The 22,154-nt window shown below is 66.4% G+C and carries 20 protein-coding genes; 10 read left to right on the top strand and 10 right to left on the bottom strand.

Annotated features, from left to right (window positions below; translation table 11 throughout):
• Positions 1–44 precede the first annotated feature (44 nt).
• The 4 genes from TZ00_RS04775 (at position 45) to TZ00_RS04760 (ending at position 4,059) form a co-directional block, all read left to right on the top strand.
• The gene (locus TZ00_RS04775; RefSeq protein WP_044439701.1) at positions 45–1,298 is read left to right on the top strand and encodes an Nramp family divalent metal transporter; all 1,254 of its coding nucleotides are present in this window, start codon (positions 45–47) and stop codon (positions 1,296–1,298) included.
• 33 nt (positions 1,299–1,331) lie between these two features.
• Entirely contained in the window at positions 1,332–2,054 is a 723-nt protein-coding gene (locus TZ00_RS04770; protein ID WP_044440313.1) for a metal-dependent transcriptional regulator, read from the top strand.
• Between the two features lie 57 nt (positions 2,055–2,111).
• Entirely contained in the window at positions 2,112–2,912 is an 801-nt protein-coding gene (locus tag TZ00_RS04765; protein WP_044439700.1) for an HAD-IIA family hydrolase, read from the top strand.
• A gap of 190 nt (positions 2,913–3,102) precedes the next feature.
• Positions 3,103–4,059 (top strand): type IV toxin-antitoxin system AbiEi family antitoxin domain-containing protein, encoded by a 957-nt coding sequence (locus tag TZ00_RS04760; RefSeq protein ID WP_044439699.1) that lies wholly within the window; start codon positions 3,103–3,105, stop codon positions 4,057–4,059.
• A gap of 72 nt (positions 4,060–4,131) precedes the next feature.
• Here the strand turns inward: TZ00_RS04760 and TZ00_RS04755 are convergent, their stop codons facing one another.
• The 5 genes from TZ00_RS04755 to pyrE form a co-directional block, all read right to left on the bottom strand.
• On the bottom strand, positions 4,132–4,935 hold the full coding sequence (locus tag TZ00_RS04755) for a DUF1206 domain-containing protein (RefSeq protein WP_044439698.1): 804 nt from the start codon (positions 4,933–4,935) through the stop codon (positions 4,132–4,134).
• 48 nt (positions 4,936–4,983) lie between these two features.
• A complete protein-coding gene (locus TZ00_RS19905) occupies positions 4,984–6,840 on the bottom strand; it encodes a DUF2207 domain-containing protein (RefSeq protein WP_044439697.1) in 1,857 nt (618 codons plus the stop codon).
• A gap of 111 nt (positions 6,841–6,951) precedes the next feature.
• The gene (locus TZ00_RS18690; RefSeq protein ID WP_052521287.1) at positions 6,952–7,869 is read right to left on the bottom strand and encodes an LPXTG cell wall anchor domain-containing protein; all 918 of its coding nucleotides are present in this window, start codon (positions 7,867–7,869) and stop codon (positions 6,952–6,954) included.
• A 283-nt stretch (positions 7,870–8,152) separates the two neighbouring features.
• Positions 8,153–8,800 carry a septum formation family protein gene (locus TZ00_RS04740; protein ID WP_052521284.1) on the bottom strand — a complete coding sequence of 216 codons (648 nt, stop codon included), beginning with the start codon at positions 8,798–8,800 and terminating at the stop codon, positions 8,153–8,155.
• A gap of 20 nt (positions 8,801–8,820) precedes the next feature.
• Positions 8,821–9,369, bottom strand: a complete 549-nt coding sequence (gene pyrE / locus TZ00_RS04735) for an orotate phosphoribosyltransferase (RefSeq protein ID WP_044439696.1) — start codon at positions 9,367–9,369, stop codon at positions 8,821–8,823.
• 35 nt (positions 9,370–9,404) lie between these two features.
• On the opposite strand from pyrE, the gene TZ00_RS04730 reads away from it, so the two are divergent.
• A complete protein-coding gene (locus TZ00_RS04730; RefSeq protein ID WP_044439695.1) occupies positions 9,405–10,241 on the top strand; it encodes an exodeoxyribonuclease III in 837 nt (278 codons plus the stop codon).
• A gap of 101 nt (positions 10,242–10,342) precedes the next feature.
• Here TZ00_RS04730 and TZ00_RS04725 read toward each other — a convergent pair whose 3' ends face one another.
• Together TZ00_RS04725 and TZ00_RS04720 are read right to left on the bottom strand one after the other, a co-directional pair.
• The gene (locus TZ00_RS04725; protein ID WP_044439694.1) at positions 10,343–11,266 is read right to left on the bottom strand and encodes an AEC family transporter; all 924 of its coding nucleotides are present in this window, start codon (positions 11,264–11,266) and stop codon (positions 10,343–10,345) included.
• Positions 11,267–11,275: 9 nt separating this feature from the next.
• Positions 11,276–13,363 carry an acyltransferase family protein gene (locus TZ00_RS04720; protein ID WP_161793729.1) on the bottom strand — a complete coding sequence of 696 codons (2,088 nt, stop codon included), beginning with the start codon at positions 13,361–13,363 and terminating at the stop codon, positions 11,276–11,278.
• An 80-nt stretch (positions 13,364–13,443) separates the two neighbouring features.
• On the opposite strand from TZ00_RS04720, the gene TZ00_RS18685 reads away from it, so the two are divergent.
• The 3 genes from TZ00_RS18685 (at position 13,444) to TZ00_RS04705 (ending at position 15,156) form a co-directional block, all read left to right on the top strand.
• Entirely contained in the window at positions 13,444–14,079 is a 636-nt protein-coding gene (locus TZ00_RS18685) for a hypothetical protein (protein WP_052521282.1), read from the top strand.
• A gap of 73 nt (positions 14,080–14,152) precedes the next feature.
• Positions 14,153–14,740 carry a putative antibiotic biosynthesis monooxygenase gene (locus tag TZ00_RS04710; RefSeq protein WP_044439688.1) on the top strand — a complete coding sequence of 196 codons (588 nt, stop codon included), beginning with the start codon at positions 14,153–14,155 and terminating at the stop codon, positions 14,738–14,740.
• 65 nt (positions 14,741–14,805) lie between these two features.
• Positions 14,806–15,156, top strand: coding sequence for a hypothetical protein (locus tag TZ00_RS04705; protein ID WP_044439687.1), 351 nt, complete (start codon positions 14,806–14,808; stop codon positions 15,154–15,156).
• 2 nt (positions 15,157–15,158) lie between these two features.
• Here the strand turns inward: TZ00_RS04705 and TZ00_RS04700 are convergent, their stop codons facing one another.
• Complete coding sequence (locus TZ00_RS04700; RefSeq protein ID WP_044439686.1) at positions 15,159–15,848, bottom strand: methyltransferase domain-containing protein; 690 nt, start codon at positions 15,846–15,848, stop codon at positions 15,159–15,161.
• Positions 15,849–15,981: 133 nt separating this feature from the next.
• On the opposite strand from TZ00_RS04700, the gene TZ00_RS04695 reads away from it, so the two are divergent.
• Together TZ00_RS04695 and TZ00_RS04690 are read left to right on the top strand one after the other, a co-directional pair.
• Positions 15,982–16,989: a daunorubicin resistance protein DrrA family ABC transporter ATP-binding protein gene (locus TZ00_RS04695; protein ID WP_044439684.1), complete on the top strand. Its 1,008-nt coding sequence runs from the start codon at positions 15,982–15,984 to the stop codon at positions 16,987–16,989.
• Entirely contained in the window at positions 16,986–17,807 is an 822-nt protein-coding gene (locus TZ00_RS04690) for an ABC transporter permease (RefSeq protein WP_174436060.1), read from the top strand. Before TZ00_RS04695 ends, TZ00_RS04690 begins: the two co-directional genes overlap by 4 nt.
• Before the next feature lie 4 nt (positions 17,808–17,811).
• Here TZ00_RS04690 and TZ00_RS04685 read toward each other — a convergent pair whose 3' ends face one another.
• Positions 17,812–21,228: an AfsR/SARP family transcriptional regulator gene (locus TZ00_RS04685; protein WP_052521280.1), complete on the bottom strand. Its 3,417-nt coding sequence runs from the start codon at positions 21,226–21,228 to the stop codon at positions 17,812–17,814.
• Positions 21,188–22,132: a DUF4190 domain-containing protein gene (locus tag TZ00_RS18680; protein ID WP_161793728.1), complete on the bottom strand. Its 945-nt coding sequence runs from the start codon at positions 22,130–22,132 to the stop codon at positions 21,188–21,190. The genes TZ00_RS04685 and TZ00_RS18680 overlap by 41 nt, the downstream gene beginning before the upstream one ends.
• Positions 22,133–22,154: the final 22 nt, after the last annotated feature.

The raw sequence follows: 22,154 nt of genomic DNA, 5'->3' as shown, positions 1-22,154 counted from the left end.
CGTTGAATTTTTAGGCACGCCTAAAAATTCGCTACAGTGGCCACATGCTGCACGCCCCCACACCGACAACGAAGCCGGCGGCGCCCCGCGGGTCTCATCTCGTCTGGCTGCTGGGGCCCGCCCTCGTGGCCGGCGTCGCCTACCTCGACCCGGGCAACGTGGCCAGCAACATGACCGCCGGCGCGACCTTCGGCTTTCTCCTCGTCTGGATCGTGGTGCTGGGCAACGTCATGGCGTGGCTCATCCAGTACCTGTCGGCGAAGCTCGGCATCGTCACCGGCAAAAGCCTGCCCGAGCTTCTGGGAGAACGCATCGGCTCCGTCTGGGGTCGCCGCCTCTTCTGGGTGCAGGCCGAGCTGGTGGCTATGGCGACGGATCTCGCCGAGATCATCGGCGGAGCCATCGCTCTTTCGTTGCTGTTCGATCTGCCACTGCTGCTCGGCGGATTGGTCACCGGCACCGTCTCGATGCTGGTGCTCGTTCTTCAAGGCTCGGGGCGACAGAAGACATTCGAGCGCGTCATCATCTCGATGCTCGTGATCATCGCGGTCGGCTTCGCGGCCGGCGTCGTCATCAACCCTCCAGACGCGGCCTCCGTCGTCGGGGGTCTCGTACCCCGCTTCGAGGGCCCGTCTTCGGTGCTGCTCGCGGCATCCATTCTCGGCGCCACGATCATGCCGCACGCCATCTACGCCCACTCGGCCCTCACCCGCGACCGGTTCGTGGTGCGCGCCGCCGACCACACCACGAAGCGTCTCATCACGGCCACCCGCTGGGATGTCACGATCGCACTCTTCATCGCGGGAACCGTGAATCTCGCCATCCTGCTGCTCGCCGCCACCTCCCTCCAGGGGGTCGCCGGCACCGACACTCTCGAGGGCGCACACGCCGCCATCGGTCAGGCCATGGGCGGCGTCGTCGCGACCCTGTTCGCCGTCGGTCTGCTCGCATCCGGTCTCGCGTCGACCTCGGTCGGGGCCTACGCGGGGGCCGAGATCATGCACGGCCTGCTTCGAGTGCGCGTCCCGATCGTCTGGCGCCGACTCGTCACCCTCGTGCCGGCGCTCGTCATTCTGGGGGTCGGGGTCGACCCGACCTGGGCGCTCGTCGTCAGCCAGGTGGTGTTGTCGTTCGGAATCCCGTTCGCCCTTATTCCCCTGGTCTGGCTGACCTCACGCCGGGCGCTGCTGGGCGACTTCACCAATCGCTGGCACACCACCGTCGCCGGCATCGTCGCGTCGGTACTGCTCGTCACTCTCAACCTGACACTGCTCGTTCTCATCTTCACGGGGGCGTGACTCCAGACCGCCTGACCCTAGGCTGGTGTGATCATGAGCATCCCGGATCAGGTCGCGCGCCGAACGCAGCCGAACGCAGACTCGGCCGCCGAGGACTACCTCAAGACGATCTATCACCACACGGAGTGGCAGTCTGCTCCCGTGACCCCGTCGGTACTCGCTGCGACGATGGGCGTCGCGCCGTCGTCGGTGACCGAGATGGCGAAGAAGCTCAGCGCGGCGGGTCTTGTGAACTACGAGCCCTACAAGCCACTCACCCTGACCCCCGAGGGCACGGCTCGAGCCCGGGGCGTCATCCGTCGGCACCGGCTCATCGAGACCTGGCTGGTCGACGAGATGGGCTACGACTGGCACGAGGTGCACGACGAGGCCGAGGTTCTCGAGCACTCGATCAGCGACCGGCTTCTCGATGCCATCGATACGCGCCTCGGGCATCCGACCCGCGACCCTCACGGCGACCCCATCCCCGCCGCAGACGGCAGCGTCGAGAACTCGCCCGCCCTTCTGCTGTCGCAAGCAGCCGTCGGCACCTCCGGCATGGTCGTGCGTATCAGCGACAGGGATCCGTCGCTGCTCCTCTCGCTCGCCGCCGCCGGAATCCGGCCATCGACCACACTCTCGGTGGTCTCGCGGGATGCCGGTGCCGGCTTCATCGTGCGGGTCGCCCTGGCGAGCGATGCGGATGCCGACACCGGCCCGCTCGTGCCCGTGTCGGCATCCGGCAGCTCGTCGATCTGGATCTCGGCACCGGCCTGAGCTCTGCCGAGCCGCCGCCGCTAGGCTGGGCGATGCAGGCTATGAAAGGACTCTCCCATGGCTCGACGCGATGAGATCGAATGCTGGTTGACCGACATGGACGGCGTTCTCGTGCATGAGAACAGGGCGCTTCCCGGCGCGGCCGAGCTGCTCCAGCAGTGGCGCGACGAGGGCAAGCCCTATCTCGTGCTCACGAACAACTCCATCTACACGCCGCGCGACCTCAGCGCCCGGCTGCGGGCATCCGGTCTCGAGGTGCCCGAAGAGGCGATCTGGACCTCGGCACTCGCCACCGCCAGCTTCCTCAAGTCGCAGATGCCCGGCGGCAGCGCCTTCGTCATCGGCGAGGCCGGCATCACCACCGCACTACACGAGGCGGGCTTCATCATGACCGATACGAACCCCGACTACGTGGTGGTCGGCGAGACGCGCAACTACTCGTTCGAGGCCATCACCCGCGCGATCAGGCTGATCTCGGCGGGCGCGAGGTTCATCGTCACGAATCCGGATGCGACGGGGCCGAGTGCCGAGGGTCCGATGCCGGCCACCGGCGCGGTCGCCGCCCTCATCACGAAGGCCACGGGCATGGAGCCCTATGTCGTGGGCAAGCCCAACCCCATGATGTTCCGATCGGCCCTCAACCGCATCGGCGCCCACTCGGAGAACACGGGCATGATCGGCGACCGCATGGACACCGACGTGGTCGCCGGCATCGAGGCGGGCCTGCACACGATCCTGGTGCTCACGGGCATCAGCGACCAGGCAGAGATCGAGAAGTACCCGTTCCGCCCCGACGAGATCCTCTCGGGAGTGAGCGACCTCCTCCGAACAGAACCATTCGAGTCAGACGAGATCTGACCGGCGCCCCGCTAGCTCGCTAGTAGTGCCCGCTGCGGTCAGTGGTGCCAGGTATACCGGTAACTGTTGTCCACAGAGGCACCTGTTGCCGCGATGATGACTGCTCCTGACCATCAGCGGTTGGGCGCGAGTACTCCCCAGATCCTCCGATTAGGCGGAGAGACACGTCGGCGGGCGAGAGTGTTTCTCCATGGACGAACATCTCAGAGACCCGCGCACCGGCCTCATACTCACCTCGAGCTCCTCTATAACGCCCAGTGAAGCGCGCCAAGTCAGGCGACAGCACCGGCTGGGCTCATCGACGCGCCTTCATCGAGGCGTCTATGCCGAGAGCGAGCGCATTGCCGATCTCACTCCGCGCGCCAGGCACCTCGCCCAGGTGCACGCCATCGTCGAGACTCGGCGCATCCGACCGATTATCGGCCACCTCTCTGCCGCGGTGCTCTGGGGCATGCCCATCCGCCCTGCTATGCCGACGACAGTGCACGTGGTCGTTCCTCCCGACTCGAGCATCCGCTCCAAGAATGGAGTGACAGTCCATAGAGAACGCCTCCTGGAAGAAGACATTGTCGATGTCGGCGGACTCCTCGTCACCTCCCCGCTGCGCACCCTGATCGATCTTGCTCGGATCAGCCCGTTCGTCACTGCCGTCACGGCGCTCGACTTCGCTCTGCACGACAGACGCTCCACACTGTTCAGGCCCCTGGCCAAGGCCGAGCTGCTCGCGGGCGTCACGGCGCTCGACGCCGTGCGTGGCACCAGCCGCGCTCTTCGAGCCGTGGAGTTCAGCCGGGCAGGAGCGGACAACGCGGGTGAGACCCACAGCCGTATCGTCATAGCGGAACTGGGATTCCCCGCGCCGGAACTTCAGGTGCGGCACGTCAATCCGCGCGGCGGCTACTACTACGTCGACTTCGAATGGCCGGAGTTCCGGCGCATCGGCGAATTCGACGGAAAAGGCAAGTACCTCAAGCCCGAGTACCTCGATCGCATGTCACCGGGCGACGCCGTCTTCGAAGAGAAGATACGTGAGGATCATTTGCGATCAGACGGCCACGGAGTCAGCCGCTGGATCCCGGGTGACGTGAATAAGAGGGGTCGGCTGCGCGGCATCCTGCTCGAGGCTGGTCTGCCCTGCTCCCGTTAGTCAGCAGTGCCCGCTGCGGTCAGTGGTGCCAGGTATACCGGTACCCAATGTCCACAGAGGCACCTATTGCCGTCAGAGCCTCGCCCAGCGGGCGCGGGCCGCGCAGAAGAGGCCGTAGGCGATCAGGCCTACTCCGACCGCGACAAGGATCACCTTGCCGAAGGGCAGGTCGATAAGGGCCTTGAGTGCACCGTCGAGACCGGATGCCTTCTCCGGGTCGGCAGTCACCGCTGCCACTACAAACAGCACGCCCACGACGAACAGGGCGATCCCCTTCGCCACGTATCCGGCAATTCCCAGACCGCGCACGGCCTTGCCCTTCGTGCCCGCGGGGATAACGAGGTTCTTCTCGAACTTCTTGAGCACACCCTGAACAACGAAGGCCACGCCGATGCCCGCGACGACCAGTCCCACGATCACGAGCAGGATGACGCCTCCCGGGCTAGCGAGCAACCGCGCGCTGAGGCTTTGGCTCGAGTCCGACGAACTCGACGAGCCGCCAAGGGCGAACGTGAGGGCCGTGGCGCCGACAGCTCCGTAGGCGATTCCCTTGCCCAACTCAGAGGCACGCCGACCCCATTTCTTCTTCGGATCGGTCTCATGGACCAGGAATACCTGGCCGATCTGCCACAAAGTCAGAGCGAAGAGGCCGACCACGACGACCCAGAGCACCACGACTCCGCCCGGCTTCGACGACAGTTCACGCAACGCCCCGGACTGATCCGCAGAGTCCCCCGACCCTCCGACGAGCCCGATGGCGATGGCACCGATCAGAATGTGCAGCAACCCCAGCACCGCGAAGCCGGTTCGGGCAAGCACCTCGAGCGTCTTGCTGTTCTCCGCTGTGCGGGCGGCACTCTTCGCAGAATTGGTCATTGATCGAGGCTAACGAGGGCCGACGACGCCTGAATAGGGGTGGACAGATCAGACGCCGCCCACTCCGCCACCGCCACCGCCGCCTCCAGAGAAGCCACCACCACCCGATCCGCCGCTCGATGACGACGACGTGCTGGAGGAGCTGCCCGAGTACCCGGCGGCCGATGTGGCCGCGAACGATCCGACGCTCGCCGCGAAATACGCGGCGTTGAAGCCGGTCGATCCGCCGTACCAGTGCGGCTGCGTCTGGGTCTGCTCGTAGTACGTTCCGAGCACCTTGGCCCACTCGTCTTCGACGCCCCAGAGAACAGCGAAGGGCAGCAGTTTCTCGTAGATCTTCACGATCTGGCCGCCATCCGGCGTTGAAGCCTGCGTTTTGAGGGCGCCCTCCGGGCTCTGCAGCATGCGGAATCGCTCCTCCTCCGCCACCGTCAGATATAGCTGGACTCCCTTCAGGTAGTCCCGCAGCTCGGCACCGGACGTCGTGAGAGGTGTGCGGAACAGCGTGAGCCACGAGATGGCGACACACAGCACACCAACGGCAATCGGAACGAATGGCAGTGACCCGCCACGCGATTCGGAGTTCAGTATCGAGCCGAAGACCATCGTCGCGACGCCGGCCGCGAACACCATCACCGCGAGCAGCAGACTGCGGCCCGAGGTGCCTTTCTTGAAGTAGCCGTCTTTCACGGCTGTCGCGCGTGCCTCCTTGATGAACTTTCGTACGTCCGTCGCAAGCTCCGTGTCGTTCTTCTTGAGTTCGCGCCTGTTGTCGGGCGTTCCGTCGAAGATCATCCGATAGAACTCGAGTTCCTGCCGCGACAGCCCATCGCTGTGTACCGCATGCAGCCAGTACTCGGGCTTCTTCGACCACATCGAATCGCTCGGCTTCTCGACGATCTGCAGGTTTCCCCGCACGGCAAGGGCGACGAATCCGGATGCCGCGGCGCGGCTCGTGCGCTTCAGGATCACGGCCGAGGTGAAGACATCGGCACCGGGCGGCGGCGCGTACTCGGCGATGATGGTCGGCCGACCACGGGCATCCCGAAGCCCCGTCGCGCGCCAGACGATCGCAAGAACGGCGCCGGTCACGGCCAGCAGGGCCGCGGCCAGCTGCGCCCATCCCTGCCACGCACCCAGGTACGAGTCATCGCGAGGGACAAATGTCGCAGCGTCGAATCCGACGGCCACTGTCACGTTCTCGTGCGCACCGAGGGGCACACCACCCGCGGTGAAGATCGTCTCGCCGTCGCCTTGCTCGCTCGCGATGGGGCATGTCGTGTTCGACGCGTAGGGACCCGAATAGCAGCTGCCCTCGCCCGTCAGCGACCCTGCGAGCCGATCGGGCACGTGCAGCCGCACGGTCGCAGAGCCGAAACTCTGCAGCGAGTCGAATCCGACCGAGTCCCAGTAGAACTCGTCGACATCGGTGGCCTCGTCGTGCCTCGTCACGTTGTGCTGCGTATAGGTGAACGTGTAGATCTGCGCTCCGTGAACGAAGTCATCGGCGCGCACAGTGACAACGAGAAAGTCACCGTCGTCGTTCTTCTCGGCCTCGAACGGGCGCGGATCTCCGTTCTCGTCGACGACGCTCTCGACATCGACATCGGTCGGGTGACCGTCGTAGTCGAGAGGGATCGCGCGGCGGATTCCGTGGTTCTGGTCGGCCTCGGGAAAATCGGCGACGAAGGTCTCAACAGTCTTCAGGGTCGACCTGCCGTCGGCGTCGGTGTCGAGATAGAAGTCAGCGTCGTACGACGAGAACGAGAAGTCATCGACTCCCGTCGACAGACCGGATGCGGCGGGTGCGGCATGGACAGCCGCCGACGCACTCGAGGCGGCTCCACCTACACCTGCCACTCCGAGTCCGATGAGGACGAGTGCGGTCAGAAAGATCGGGCGCATGCTGCTCACTCTACGGAAGCGCCGAGGCGACGACGGGGATGAGCCGAAACGACGAAGGGCCGAGACAGATGTCTCGGCCCTTCGGGTGCCGTCAGACGGCGGGTGAATTAGTTACGCAGCGGCGTTCTGGCGACGACGGGCAACCATGAGGGCGGCACCGACGAGCAGCATTAGAGCGGAGCCACCGACGAGGATTCCCGCGTCAGAGGAGCCCGTGTTGGCCAGCTGCGGAGCAGCGGGAACAACCTCGGCCGGGGTGACGGGAGCGTCGCAGTTGCCGACGGTCACGAGACCGGCGGTGGTGATCGAACCGGTGAAGGTGATCGTGTAGACGCCATCGGCGATCGGGCCGGAGGGCACGCCGTCGAGGGTGGTCTGGAGGGTCAGGGTTCCGGCAACGGATCCCGTCTCATCGATACCGACAGGCTCGGCGTCACCGATCTGGGTGCCAGCAGCATCAGTCAGCGTGTAGACGACGCCCTCTTCGAACTGGCCGAAGCCGGTGGCGGAGACGTTGACGCCCGTGGTCGCAGCATCGACGCCCGAGAGGCAGATGGGGTCGATGGTCGTGGTGAACGGCGCGGGAACGAAGTCGGCGATCTGCAGGACGACGGCGTTCGAGAAGATGCGTGCGCCCTCTTGAGCCTCGGGGTCGGTGTCGAGGTAGGAGGCGACCACCGATGCGGTGAAGCCCTCACGCACGTTGGTGGGACCGTTCTCGGGGATGAGCGTGGTGCTGAAGGCACCGTTAGCGTCGGTCGTAACCGTGGTGCTGCCCCAGCCGTCGCCGGACTGGCCGTTGCCGACGCCTGCGGCGACGGTGATCTCAGTCGTTGCCGGGAAATCCGTTCCGGCAACCTTGATGCCTTCGCCCCAACCGGCACCCGACTGGAAGGCCGTGTTGGCAACAGTGATCGTGTTGGGCTCGCCAGCGGCGGAAGCAGGAGCGGCCATAAGAAGTGATCCGCCGGCAACGAGAGCCGTTGCGACGAGGCCCGCGCCGAGGCGGGAAAGGATTGAGCGAGACATTGTTCTCCTGAAATAGGCGAGCAGGGGGATCATCGTCGGCGTTTCTTCCAACGAAAGAGGTGATGCTGCGAGAATGCTGCGTCTCATTGAGGCTATAGGCACTTTCCCAGAAAAGCCAAGTTTCTATCGATTAAATCCAGACGCCCTCGAAAAGGTTACAACCCATCCCTATTTGGGGGTGTCTCTAAACCACTGGTCATCGCAGGTTTTGTTGACCTTGCCGACACGAAAACACTCCGCACCGCGCTGGAAATTCTCTTCAGCTCGCTGGCCGAAGGAGTGCCTATGCAGCCGGAGGAACCTGCAGAGAACCTGTGAGCTGCTCGCCTGATGACCTCGTAATGAAGCACGAGTACTCGCGCTGACCGGCGGCCCACTGCGCATCTGAAACCGGGTAGCTCGCCTGCCACTGCACGTCGGGGTAGGCCCCCGCCGCCGCGAAATCGAGCACGGTCGGTGCGGTGCAAGCGAGATTCAGTTGTGCCGTGATGGCAGCCTCGCCGGGGTAGGCCGCTGCGGGGTCGGGATTGAGCGAGACACGGGAGATGAGCTGAGCTGCGTGAGGCGCCGCGCAATCGACCACGGTGAACGTCTCGTCCCAAGGCGTGCCGAACGGGTCGAGGCACTCGCCGCCGCGCAGGTCGCTCCACGGATGAACTCCCGCGGCGACAGGCCCGATCGGAGCAGTCGCAGGCTCCGTCGGGGTCGCGGTGGGCGTGAGTGTGGGCGACGCGTCCGGCGTTGCCGAGGCAGTCGGCGTGGATGTCGGCTCCACCGACCGCGCGTCATCGAACCAGGGCAGGTGCCGACCGATCACAAAGAAGAGCACGACCACAAAAACGGCGGCGAGCGCGGCGACGGCCACGACCAGCCATCTCGGTGTCGAGCGCCGTGCGTTCGGGCCGCCCACAGCATCCACCGGCTCTGTCATCGTCTGCCCGCGGTCACCGTCTACTCGAGACCGAGGTCTGCCAGGCCGATCGCATAGTAGTAGGGGTAGCCGGCCTTCTCGATGCGCTCGCGCGCGTCGGTGTTGCGGTCGACGACCACGGCGACACCCACGACAATGGCTCCGACCTTCTCGAGCGCCTCGATGGCCTTCAGCGGCGAGCCGCCCGTGGTCGACGTGTCTTCGAGCACGATCACGCGCTTGCCCTCGAGCTCTGGACCTTCGACCTGCTTGCCGCGGCCGTGATCCTTCGGCTCCTTGCGCACGACGAAGGCGTCATACGCGAGCCCCTGCGCCGCACCCTGGTGCAGAATCGCGGATGCCACGGGGTCGGCTCCCATGGTGAGGCCGCCGACCGCGAAGACATCGGGAATGTCTTTGATGACGTCGATCATGACCTGGCCGATGAGCGGCGCGACGCGGTGGTCGAGGCTCACCTTGCGCAGGTCGACGTAGTAACTCGCCTTCTTGCCGCTCGTGAGCGTGAAGTCGCCGTGAAACACGGCTTCGGCGGAAATGTAGTCGATGAGTTGCTGGCGCGCGTTCGTCACAGCCCCAGTTTAGAGGAGCCAATAAACTGGGGCGCATGCGCATTGCGACCTGGAACGTGAACTCCATCAGAGCCCGGGTCGACCGGGTGGCCGATTGGCTCGTGCGGGAGGACGTCGACGTTCTCGCCATGCAGGAGATCAAGTGCAAAGAGAACCAGTTCCCGTTCGAGCAGTTCACCGCGGCGGGATACGACGTCGAACTGCACGGTCTGAGCCAGTGGAACGGAGTCGCCTTCGCATCGCGCCTGCCGATGAGCGAGGTCACCAAAGACTTCGAGAACATGCCCGGCTTCGGGGTCGCCTCCGACGACGGCACGCTTCCCCTCGAGGCGCGCGCGCTCGGCGTAACGGTGAACGACGTTCGTCTCTGGAGTCTCTACGTACCCAACGGCCGCGAACTCGCGCACGCGCACTACGACTACAAGCTGCGCTGGCTCGACGCCCTTTCGGCCGACACACGAGCATGGATCGCGGCGAACCCGCAGCAGCCACTCGCCCTGATGGGCGACTGGAACGTCGCTCCCCTCGACACCGATGTGTGGGACATCCAGGCATTCGAGGGGTCGACCCACGTGTCGGCGCCCGAGAGAGCCGCCTTCGACGACTTCATGGATGCCGGGCTCACCGACGTGGTGCGCCCGCGCATCCCCACCGGCTACACCTACTGGGACTACAAGCAGCTGCGCTTCCCCCGCAACGAGGGAATGCGCATCGACTTCATCCTCGGCTCTCAGCCGTTCGCCGATGCTGTCACGAACGCGGGCATCGACCGCAACGAGCGTAAGGGCGATGCACCCAGCGACCACGTGCCCGTGTGGGTCGACCTCGATGTCGAGACCGAAGAAGACGACGATCGACCCATGTTCTGGTAGTCGGCACTGACCGGCACCAGTGAGTGTTGCCCGAGGCGACGGGCGTTGCCGGTCGCCGGGCAACATCCGTCGCGGCCAGCAACACCCGCGGCCGAGCCCCGCTACGGAGCGAGCAGCGCCGCCGCGACCACCAGCACGGGTACCGACGCGATGGTGGTGATGAGCACGGTGTCACGCGCGATCACCACGCCCCGCTCATAGCGTGACGCGAAGTTGAACACGTTCTGCGCCGTCGGCAGGGCGGCGAGAACCACGACGCCGAAGAGGTGCGTGGGGTCGAGGTGGAACACGAAGCGGCCGAGCAGATAGGCGACGATCGGCATCACGACGCTCTTGAGCAGGGCAGCGGTCACGATGTCGCGACGCCCGCTTCCCGGGGCCAGCGGCCTCTGCCCCGCCAGCGACATGCCGAACGTCATCAGTACCAGCGGAATCGTCGCTCCCCCGATGAGATCGAACGGAGCCATGACCGGATCCGGCAGCGTGACCCCGAAGACGCTCAACAACAGACCGATCAGGGAGGCGATGATCATCGGGTTGCGCACGGGCTGGGTGAGAAACGAACCGATGGATGCCTTGCCGCGCGTCACCGTGTCGAGAACGGTGAGCGTGACGGGCGCCATCACGATCAGCTGCAGCATCAGCAGCGGAGCGATGAACTGGGGATCTCCCAGTACATAGATGGCCACGGGCAGACCGATGTTGTTGGCGTTGGAGTACGACGAGGCCACCGCGCCGATCGTGGTCTCTGCCGCGGCCCGCCTGAAGAAAAGGCGAGACACCACGATGTACAGCGAGATCGACGTGGCGACGGTGATGACGGTCACCACGAGGAACGACGAGAAGATAACGTTCACGTCAGCCCGCGCGAGCACCGTGAAAAGCAGCGCCGGGCTGGTCACGAAGAACGCGATGCGGTTCAGCGGCTTCTGCACGTCGACCTGCAGAATGTTCGTTCTGCCCACGACATAGCCGACCGCGATGACGAAACCGATGATTGAGAACCCGGTGAGCACCCCGGCCATGCGCAGCTCCTAGCGCACGGACGATCGACCGAGTGCGGCGACGATGGCGCTCTCGATGAAGGGGGCGAGCGTGAAAGCGAAGGTGCGCGTCAAGTGATCCTGGTCGCGGTAGACGTTCGCTCCGCCGATCACGGGGAAGCACTTCGACGAATCGCAGTACATCTCGGAGAAATCGAGCAGCGTCACGTCTGAGCCGCCGGCCTTGAGCTGCCGGGCGGCCGACGCGAGCGTGTCGACCTCGCCGAGCCCGTCTTTGCGGGGCTCTGTGCAGCTCGCCACGTCGGAGATGCGCAGGCACTTGTTCGGATCGGTCTCCCACGAAGGGTTGTCGACGAGGGTGACCACCGGCGTGCCCTGGGCGAGCTGCGGGGTCCAGGCCTCCACGAATCCCGCGGTCTCGTCGGCGGCGGCCGAGCCATCGGCATCCAGCGTGTGATCGGCGAGGGCGGCCGTGAAGATCGTATCGTAGGGCTGCACCGACGCCAGCTCACTCTCGAGCTTGGCCCGCCAGTCGGCGCAGGAGGCCGCGAAGGCGTCGCCACCCGCGATCGGCGTCGTGCTCCAAGGGCAGGCGCCCTTGAGGTAGGTGGTCAGATGCCAGCCGTTCTTCTCGGCGAGCTGAATGACCGGGTCGAGCAGCGAGTACGCGTGACTGTCGCCAACGATCGCGACGCGCGGCGCGGCATCCGATGTCGTGTCGCCGAATTCACATGTCGTGAGCGACGAGTCGTTAAGGGTGACCAGGCATTCGGGGTGCTGGGGGCGATCGGCGTTGCCGAACCCTGGGCTCGGGATGATCTGACCGTCGAGGGCGGGGTTGGAGCACTCCTCGATCGGCGCCAGGCCGTCTGTGCCGCCGGATGCCGCGCCGAAGCAGTCGGGCATCGTCTCGAGCGTGCTGCGCAGCTCAGCGGCCGCCGCGTCGTACTTGGGCTGCTGCACCACGCTGGTGACGCCGACGACGAGGCTGACCACGGCCATTGCCGCGAGCATCGACACGAAGGTGAATCGGGGCTTGCGACGGACGAGCGGCTTCCAGGCCCGGGTCGGGTCTTCGATGAACCTCTTCGTGAGCCACGCGATCACGAAGCAGAGCACGAAGAGCACGAGCCGGTTGATGGTCGAAAGCCCCCAGCCCGGAACGAACGGGGCGATGACGATGAGCGGCCAGTGCCACAGGTAGAGCGAGTACGAGATGTCGCCGATGAAGCTCACGGGGCGCACGCTCAGGACGCGGCCGGCGTCGTACCAGTGCTCGCGGTGCGAGGCCAGGATGATCGCCATCGTTCCAATGACGGGAAGGATCGCCGCGGAGCCGGGGAACGGCGTGGACTTGTCGTAGAAGTAACCGCAGCCGAGCACGATCGCGATTCCGCCGTAGCCCAGCAGATTCGACAACCACGCCTTCGTGGGCCGCAGCCTCGGCAGCAGCGCGAGCACGGCACCAGCGCCGAACTCCCACATGCGAGTGAAGGTCACGAAGTAGGCCTGGGCCGCGTTCGTCTGGGTATAGAGGATCGAGAAGGCCAGAGACAGGATGCTGACGGCTACGACGACAGCGAACAGCGCGTTCCAGCGCTTGCCCGACCAAAACTTCACAGCGAGCCAAGACGCGCCGAGCAGCATCAGCGGCCAGATCAGGTAGAACTGCTCCTCGAGCGACAACGACCAGTAGTGCTGCACGAGCGTGGCCTCGTTGGCGGCCGCGAGGTAGTCGACGGAGTTGGCCGCGAGCGCCCAGTTCTCGACATAGAAGGTCGACGCGAGGATCTCGCGCAGGTTCTCGCCGAGGCTCGACAGGGGCAGGATGAACAGTGTCGCCAGCGCCGAGAAGATGAGCACCGTGACGGCGGCCGGCAGAAGGCGTCGAACCCGCTTGGCGTAGAAGCCGGGAAGGCCGATGCGCCCCGTCTTCTCGAGCTCGCGAGCCAGCTGGCCCGTGATGAGAAAGCCCGAGATCACGAAGAAGACGTCGACGCCGATGTAGCCACCCTGCAGCCGGCCGGGCCAGAAGTGGTAGACCACAACGAGCAGAACCGCGATAGCGCGCAGTCCCTGAAGGTGAGGCAGAAAGTGGCCGGGGGTGCGCGCTTGCACACGCGTACGGGAGGGCGGCGGGCTCGTTTGCATATCGCTGTCCATGCTAGCTGTCGGCGTCTGGGCGTTAAGGTTGCCTCATGCCTAAGACCGTGACCTGGGACTACATCGACGAGTCCAGCTTCAAAGCCGACGACCCCGAGAAGGCGCTCGCCGTCGCCGAGGAGTTTCTCGCCGCAGCCCGCGACCCCGAGACCTACTACGACGAAGACGTGACCCCCGCCGCTCTCTTCATCGCGGCATCCGAGAGCTTCTACGACGCCCTCCTGCCGTTGCGCGCCTACGAGGCCGCGCGCGAGGCCCAGGATGCGCCGGGCGACGCCGCCCCGGACAAGCGCGTCTACCTGATCGAGGGCCTGCTGCGCACCGGCCAGGAGGCCGAGGCCAACGAGCTCGCCAAGGCCCTTCGCGCGGAGAAGCCCGAAGACCCGATGGTGTACTCGTTCCTCGGCGACAGCTACGACGCCGCCGGCGACGCGCACAATGCCGAGCGCTGGTTCGACATGGGCATCGAGATGGTCACCAAGGTCATCAACGACGCCGACGATCTCGATCGCGACGAGCTGGCGGATGCCATGGAGACACGCGAGCTGCTCATCCTCGGCCGTCACGCGGTGCGCCACGCGGCCGGGCATACACCCGACGATCTCGACGAGGAGGCCCTCGAGATTCTCGAGGAGTACGACGAGGCCGACGAAGACGAAGACGACAAGTAGTCAACCCTTCCCTTCGACAGGCTCAGGGAACGTCTTAATGCGCGCGTAACATCACCGGCGGATACTGGAGGACATGTCTCCAGAAGAGTCGGAGAACGCGCTCGGGCAGCCACAAGCATCGCCCGCCGTTCCCATCACCGTGTCCATCACTCGCGCCGTCGATCCAGACAGGATCCCCGATGTCACCCGCTGGGTGCAGGCGGGGGTGAATCTCGCCAATCGGTATCCGGGCTTCCTCGGATCGGGCTGGGTGAGACAGGGCGCCGACTCCGTTCACTGGCACATGCTCTACAGGTTCTCCGACGCGACCCTGCTCGAGAAGTGGGAATCGTCGGAGGACCGTCGGCGCTGGCTCGAGGGCGGCCGTGAACTCGTGCGCGAGTCGCGCGTCGAGAAGCGCACGGGCATCGAGGGCTGGTTCGACGAGCCGGTCGCGTCTCCGGCAACGCCCCCGAGGTGGAAACAGGCGACCAGTATCTGGCTCGGATTCTTTCCCGTGAATCTCGCGTTCACGCTGCTCGTGACGACGCTTCTTCCGGACTGGAACGACTTGGCCACCGCCCTCAAGGTGCTCGTCACAACGCTCGTTCTGACGCCGATCATGGCCTATTGGGTACTGCCCGGGGTCACTCGGCTGCTGCGACGTGTGCGGTTCTTGTAGCGTCAACAACAGTAGTTGCCACAAATCAATTTGTTTTGCGTGGCGTACGGGTGAATGATGTTTCCGTGACCCACGATCTGATGTCCCCCGAGAAGAACGTCCAACGCATCATGTGGACAGGGACCATCTGGTTCGTCGCTGCAGTCGGGGCATCCGCGATCACCCTCGGTCTGCTGCTGTCGAGCGGATGGCGACCGGCGCTGCTGGCCAAGGGCCTGGCGCTGCTGTGGTGGATCGGAGCCGGACTCGTCGCTGTGAGCATCGGCCTCATCGGGTGGTCGGGCTGCCCGATCCTCGAGGTCGACGTTCCCACGGCCGACCGCAACAAGACGCGCACCATGCAGCTCGGAACGATGCTGTTCATCGTGGGCGGCGCCGCAGCGATGCTCGCGGTACTGCTCGGGCCCGCGGGCTGATATCAGGCGCGAGTCAGACGGCAGAAGCGGCGTCCGCCGATGGTGAACGCGACATCGACCGCGAAACCGGATGCCCCGGCAATCTCGCGCAGGCGAGTGAAGCCCACCTCCGCCCACGGGAAGACAGCGCTTCGCGACCCATCGGCAGCAACCAGGGCTGCAGCGTAGGAGTGGTCGCGATCATCGTCGATGTGAAGTTCGACGATGAGCCGTCCCGACTCCGCGAGGATCTCGCGGCATCGAGCCAGCAAGGCTGCAACGTCTCCCCCGATGCCCACGTTGCCGTCGATGAGCAGCGCTGTGCGCCAGAGTCCCTCCGCGGGCACCCTGTTGAACACTGAGCCGAGCGCGACGGCCAGACCATCGCGCCGGGCCAGCGCCACGGCATCGGGTGAGACATCCAAGCCCAGGGCTACGAGACCGAGCTGGCCTGCAGCCCGCACCATGCGTCCCGGCCCGCATCCGATGTCGAGCACGGGACCGCGAGCGTGCCTGAGAAGTGAACGGTCGACCTCGTCGGCGTCGGCGCTCCACTTTCCGAAATCCATGTCGAGTAGAGCGGCCGATCCCCTCCGGCCCGCCTCGCGCAGTTCGAGTCGGCCCTCGGCACCGGAACGGAGCGCCCGGGCATAGGGCTCGTCTCCCCCTTGCCCGAAGGTGGCGCCGGCGGGGTACCGCTGCAGGAGGCTCATGGACTGTATTCGTATCTGCGGAGCGCACCGGATTGCGTGCAGCCACGCGACACGACCACGACAGCGGCACGACAGCGCCATGAAAGCGGTGACGTTCACGATGGAGTCAACTTCATCGAAAGGAAGTCCACCCATGGCAACCAGCTCCGACTGGGCCGTCGAGGCCACCGGTCTCGTCAAGATCTTCGGCGACAACCGCGCCGTCGACGGCGTCGATCTGCGCGTACGAACCGGGAGCGTCTACGGCGTGCTCGGCCCGAACGGCGCCGGCAAGACCACCGTCATCCGCATGCTCGCCACCCTGCTGCGACCCGACGCCGGACACGCAACCGTGTTCGGCCACGACGTGCAGCACGAGGCACAGATCGTGCGCCAGCTCATCGGCGTCACCGGGCAGTACGCTTCGGTCGACGAGACGCTCAGTGCGACCGAGAACCTCGTTCTCTTCAGTCGGCTCAACGGTCTCGGCCGCGCCGAATCCCGAGCCAAAGCGAACGAACTGCTCGAGGAGTTCGGTCTGACGGCCGCCGCCAAGCGCCCGCTCAAGAACTTCTCCGGCGGCATGCGACGCCGCCTCGACCTGGCCGCGAGCCTGATCTCGCAGCCTCCCCTCATCTTTCTCGACGAGCCGACCACGGGTCTCGACCCGCGCACGCGCTCGCAGATGTGGGACACCATCCGGCGGCTCGTGAGCACGGGATCGACCGTGCTGCTCACCACCCAGTACCTCGACGAGGCCGACCAACTGGCCGACCGCATCGCCGTGATCGACACGGGCAGGGTCGTCGCGGAGGGCACCGCAGATGAGCTCAAATCCTCGGTGGGCAAGTCCTCGCTGCAGCTTCGGCTTGTCAACCCAGCCGACCGAGACGACGCCGTGCGGGCCATCCGCTCGGTGCTCGGGGTCGACGTGACCCTGTCTCCCGAAGCAGCACGCATCACCGCCCCGATGCAGGACCCCGACCGCATCACCGACCTCCTCGTCGCCCTGCGCGAGCAGAACATCAGCCTCACCGAGCTCGCCGTGCAGAAGCCGACGCTCGACGAGGTCTTCCTCACCCTCACCGGGCACGGTGTCGAGACCGACGCTGCGACCCAGCCCGACGCATCCGAGACCCCGAAAGGACGGGTGAACGCATGAGCACCATCACCTCGACCATCCAATCCGGCGCGAGCCGCGAGCTGCGCAACCACGTGAGCGTCGGCCAGACCGTGCGCAATTCGTTCTCGATGGCCTACCGCGGCCTTCTGAAGGTCAGGCGCACCCCCGAACAGCTGATCGACGTCACGCTGCAGCCGATCATCTTCACCGTGATGTTCACCTTCATCTTCGGAGGCGCCATCGCGGGCAACGTGGCGAGCTACCTTCCGCTGCTCATCCCTGGAATCCTCGTGCAGACCGTGATCACGACCTCGGTCGTGACCGGGGTGCAGCTGCGGGAGGACATGGACAAGGGCGTGTTCGACCGCTTCAAGTCGCTTCCCATCGCGCGCATCGCGCCTCTCGCGGGGGCGCTGCTCGCCGACACCGTGCGCTACACGATCGCCACGACGATCACCTTCGTCGTGGGCTTCATTCTGGGCTACCGACCCGAGGGCGGCATCGGCTTCGTGGTGCTCGCCGGCCTGCTGGTGATCGTCTGCGCGTGGGCCCTGAGCTGGATCTTCGCGTTCTTCGGCGTGATCGCCCGCAGCGCGTCAAGCGTGCAGGGCATCTCGTTCCTGGTGCTCTTCCCGCTCACCTTCCTATCGAACGCGTTCGTTCCGAGCGACACGATGCCCGACTGGCTGCAGTGGTTCGTGAATATCAATCCGGTGTCGCACCTCGTCTCGGCCGTGCGCGACCTGGCGAATCTCGGCACGGTGGGCAGCGACTTCTGGCTCGCGCTGCTCGGGGCGGCCGTGGTCGTGATGATCTTCGCTCCGCTCACGGTGCGCGCCTACATGCGCAAGGCGTAGTGCTCTACCCGCGCAGAGCGGGCGACGACAGCAGCTCCGCGATGCGCGCCACCCGCTCATCGCGAGTCAGGCGACCGGATGCGGCGAGCATCCGGTCGTAGCTGTCTGCCCCGACGGCCGCTCGCACGTGAGCGACGTGCCGCTCGATGCGCATGCTCGGGCTGTCCTGTCGAGGTGAGATGCCGGATGCGAGGGCGAGCAGTTCAGCCGCCAGCTCGGGCTCGTCGCGGGCGTCGAGGGCCCAGCGGGCCATGGCCACGGTCGCCGTTCCGAGCACAGGCCTGTCGAACTGGATGCTCCGCCGGCGGAACTCGACGAGCAGCCGAATGCGCAGGTCGCGTCCGTGGTCGCGCAGAACTTCGGCGTCGACGGCGTCAGCTGACAGGGCCTGGCATTCCGTGGCAACCAGGATGGCGAGGGCGATGATCGCCTCGGGGCGCAGGCGCTGAGCCGACGAGCGCGAGAGGTCGACGCTCGTGCGGTATCCCTCGATGCCAAGCGCTCGATGACGGGCTGCCGCTGCGTGGTCTCCGGCGCGCGCGGCGGCTGCGGCCCGGGCGAGTTCGACCTCCCCGAGACCCGCCTGCCCGTTGAGCGCGAGCATCCCATCGTCGAGCCCGCCCTCGACCGCGATCACCTCGCGCAGCAGCGCATCGGCCTCGTCGAGCTCGCCCATGCCGATCCGGGCGATGGCGATCGCCCACGTCAGCTGGTGCAGATCGCTGAAGGCACCCATGTCGCGCAGGCCTTCGCTCGCGATCGGCGCCCAGTCGAGAACGCCCTGCCAGTCGCCCGCCTCGCTGCTGAAGAGCACGAGCATCTGGGCGCTCATGGTCGCACCCCACTCGTCGCCGATCTGCTCGGCCAGCTCGCGGGCGCGCAGTGCGAAGACGCGCGCACCCTCGACGTCGCCCCCATTCTCTGCGAGCTGGGCCCCCATCACGTTGCCGAGAATCGCGGTGCGGGCATCCGGGCTCGCCTGGGTATCCTCGACGGCGGAATACGCCGCCGGCAGGTCCTCGATCGACAGCACCAGGCGGGCCATGGCCTGCAACTGCGGATACTCCACTTCAACGCGGTCGACGAGCCGTCGCAGCAGCACGATCGCGCGAACCGTCGTGCTGAACTGGAACAGTCCGAAGGTCGCCGCGGTGATCACCAGCGCGAGCACGGCGAGCTGTGCCACTGCGGGAGCCGGCCGGTAGCCGCGGAGCATCGCCATCACCGAGGCGCCGAAGGCGAGCACCTCGGAGTGCGCGCCTCGCAGGGTCCACAGATAGGCGAGCACGGCGTACACGCCGATGGCCGCATCCTGCTCGCCGTCGACGATGGCGCGCCGGAGCACGGCGACAAGATTGTCCTGCTCGACGCTCACAGGGCTGTCCCGGAGACGCCCGCCCCGCCCCGATCCGAACCAGAGGTCTGCGGAGTCGAGAGCGAGGCCGATGGCCCACTGGCGCTCGTGCCGCGCCAGCTCCTCCTCCGCAACGATCGAACCGATGCCGCGGTTCCCGAACTCCCTGACGGTTTCAAGCATCCGATAGCGGGTGCCCTGCGCCGTATCAGTTACGACGACCAGGGACTGCAGCACGAGACCGTCGAGCGCATCGGCGGCCGCGCCCTCCCGCCCGGCCGAGCGCATCATCGTCTCCGCCGTGCGAAGAGAGAACCCGTCAGCGAACCGCGACAGGCGCACGAGGAGCTGCTGCTCGTCGTCGTGCAGCAGGTTCCAGCTCCACTCGATCACGGCGAGCAGCGTGCGATGGCGCTCCGGAGCCGAGCGGTCGCCCGAGGTGAGCAGGCCAAACCTGTCGACAAGCCGACCCTCGATCTCCTCGACCGAGAACGACCGCACTTGGGCGGCGGCGAGTTCGATGGCGAGAGGAAGCCCGTCAAGCCGACTACAGAGCCGCTCGACGACGTTCAGGGGCAGACGAACGGATGGCCGGGCCGCGCGAGCGCGATCGACGAAGAGCGTGACAGCCGCCGCCGGGGAAGCGTCGTCACTGGCCGACGGAAGCGGTTGCAGGGGGTAGACCTGCTCCGCTGTGATGGACAGGGGTGAGCGGCTCGTGCAGAGGATCGTCAGCTCGGTGGAGGCGGCGACGAGATCGGCGGCCCAGATCGCCGCGGCGTCGATGACGTGCTCGCAGTTGTCGAGCACGAGAAGGGTCGGCTGCGCACCGTGCGCGGGGTTGCCGACGAGGGCGTCGAGAATGCGCCGGCGCACGTCGGGCACAACGATGGGGTCGCCGATGCGGCGCGCCGACTGCACCTCGCGGATCCCGAGCGTCGATGCGATGAGCAGCCCCACGTCGTCGCCCGATGCGATGCTGGCGAGCTCGACCACGGCGACCGATGAGCCCGCCAGGGCGGCGCGCGCCGCGACATCCTGCGCCAGCCGCGTTTTGCCGAGACCGCCCGAACCCAGGAGCGTGACGAGCCGGTGGCGGCCGAGAAGCTCGAGCACGCGACGCGCATCGCCGTCTCGCCCGATCATGTCGTTCGGCGCCTGGCGCAGGCCGATGCCGAACGCCGGCCGGCGCATCTGGGACTGCTGCCCCGGGTGCTCGCTCGGGGTGCGCTGACTGCTCGATGCTCTGAGGATCTCCGCGTTGGCCTCGACGAGCGCCGGCGACGGATCCGTGCCCAGTCGTTCAGCGAGCAGGTTCCTGTGGTCGGCGAAACGCTGAAGGGCCGACGCGAATCGCCCCGCGTCGACGGCGGCTTTCATCGCCTCGAGCTGGGCACCCTCGTCGAAAGGCTCCGCCTGCGCGATCTCGTCGAACGCGCTCGAGGCCTCGTCGGCTCGGCCGATCGCCGCAAGGGCACGGGCCCGGATGCGGCGGAGCGCACCGCGGGCACGCTCGGCCCGGTGGGCGAGGGCGACGGCGACGGGCGCGGTCGGAGGCAGATCTGCCGCCGGCTCACCCCGCCAGAGAGCAAGCGCTGTCTCGGCTTCGGCCAGTGCGATCTCAGGGCCGTGCGGCGTCGCTGCGTCGGAGCCGGCGGAGGGTGCGAGGCGCGCCAGAGCGGCCTCCGCGGCCAGCAGGTCGATCGCCGACCGGCCCGACGCCAGCCGGTAGCCCGCCGCGGTCGACTCGATGATCGGCGATCGCTCCAGTGCCCGGATGCGTGAGACGAGCGTCTGCAGAGACGCTCGGGGATTCTGCGGCGGCTCGTCGCCCCACACGTCGTCGACCAGACCGTCGACGGAACGCGGCCTGCCGTCGGCGAGCGCCAGCGCTGCCAGCACGGCGCGACCGAGTGAGCTGCGCACCGAGGTGGTCTCGCCTGTCGCCTCGACGAGCTGGATCGGGCCCAGGAGGGCGAGGCCGATCGGGGCGGCCTCGCCGCCGGGCGCCCCGCCCGCAGACGGATTAGAAGACAGTGATGGCAGCCTTCGTCGTGACAGTGTCATAGACGGAATCCAGGTCCCCGCCAGACTTGCAGGTGACGTCGATGTAGAGGCCGCTGTCGAGCTCGCCGAATGCCCGGCCCGCGAGTTTCCAGTTCGAGCCGTCGTCGTCTGTGCCCTGCATCAGCAACGTGTCCACGGTGCCCATGTCTTCGAAGTTGTACGAGATGGTGCTGTCGCTCGCCTTGCCGGCGATGGTCGACGCGTCCGTCTTGAGCACCACGGCCAAGAAGTCCTCTGTCGTCGCGCGGTCATCGCCCGTCGTGACCGACACCTGGCCACCCATCTTTCCCTGGTGGAACGACACCGTGCAGAGCCCGGACGGGTCGAGGTACGACCAGTTGCCCTGGCCATCGTCGGGGCTCACGACAGTCCAGTCGGAGTCGATGACGAAGGGGTCGGAGAACTGCGCCACAGTGCTGGGGTCGAGATCGTTGCCTGCCTCGAACGACAGGTCGTCTCCCGAAAGGCCGGGCGCGTCGGTGTCGTACGGGTCTGACGTGTAGCTGTAGTCATCCGGGTCGTAGTTGTTGGCGATGGTCGCGAACAGGCCGACGCCGAGAACCGCCATCACGACGAGCGCGATGGTCCCGATGATGCCGCCCACGATCCCGACGTAGCCGATGATGAGGCCCGAGAGCGCGAGACCACGGCCTTTCTCACCCGTGCGCTTGATCTGGCCGAGAGCCATGTGGCCCGTGATGACGGCCACCAGCGAGACGAAGAACGCCGAGATGAATGACACGATCGCCAGCACGTTATAGCGCGGCTCCTGAACGGGCGAATACGCGCCACCCTGATATCCGTACGACGGAGTGGGATTCGAGTAGCCGTTGTTGGGAGGAACAGGCGCTCCATTACCAGGAGAAGGGGGCATGGGAGGCTGGTTGGGGGGCGTCTGGCTCATGCCGTTCATCATAAACGGGGCA

Source organism: Agreia bicolorata, assembly GCF_000938265.1.
Lineage (GTDB): Bacteria > Actinomycetota > Actinomycetes > Actinomycetales > Microbacteriaceae > Agreia > Agreia bicolorata.
The sequence above is the reverse complement of the archived record's forward strand: the minus strand, read 5'-3'. Positions and strand labels throughout refer to the sequence as shown.